This is a genomic window from Monashia sp. HAY1-5C, from assembly GCF_056755255.1.
In genome coordinates, this window is the sequence record NZ_JBPGXG010000778.1 from 1 (window position 1) to 235 (window position 235).

1 protein-coding gene is annotated in these 235 nt (G+C 64.7%); it reads left to right on the forward strand.

Features of this window, described 5'->3' with window-relative positions:
• Positions 1-30 precede the first annotated feature (30 nt).
• On the forward strand, positions 31-235 hold a 205-nt coding region (locus tag ACR9ZK_RS23520; RefSeq protein WP_481344325.1), incomplete at its 3' end, for a DUF1254 domain-containing protein.

Here is a 235-nt window from a genome sequence, read left to right on the forward strand (position 1 = left end):
ACACTCTCTCCGTCGTCGGAAGCGTCGGATGTGTATAAGAGACAGATCCCGGTGAACTCGCTCTACGTCCAGTCCCAGGCCTCGTTCGCCGACCCGTTCGGCACGACCACGGGTTCGACACTGGCGACCACGGGCGTGAACCGGGACACGCTCATGTCCACCGGCTGGCTGGACCTTCGAGAAGGGCCCCGGCTCCTACACGTGCCTGACGCGGCTGACCGCTACTACAGCGTCC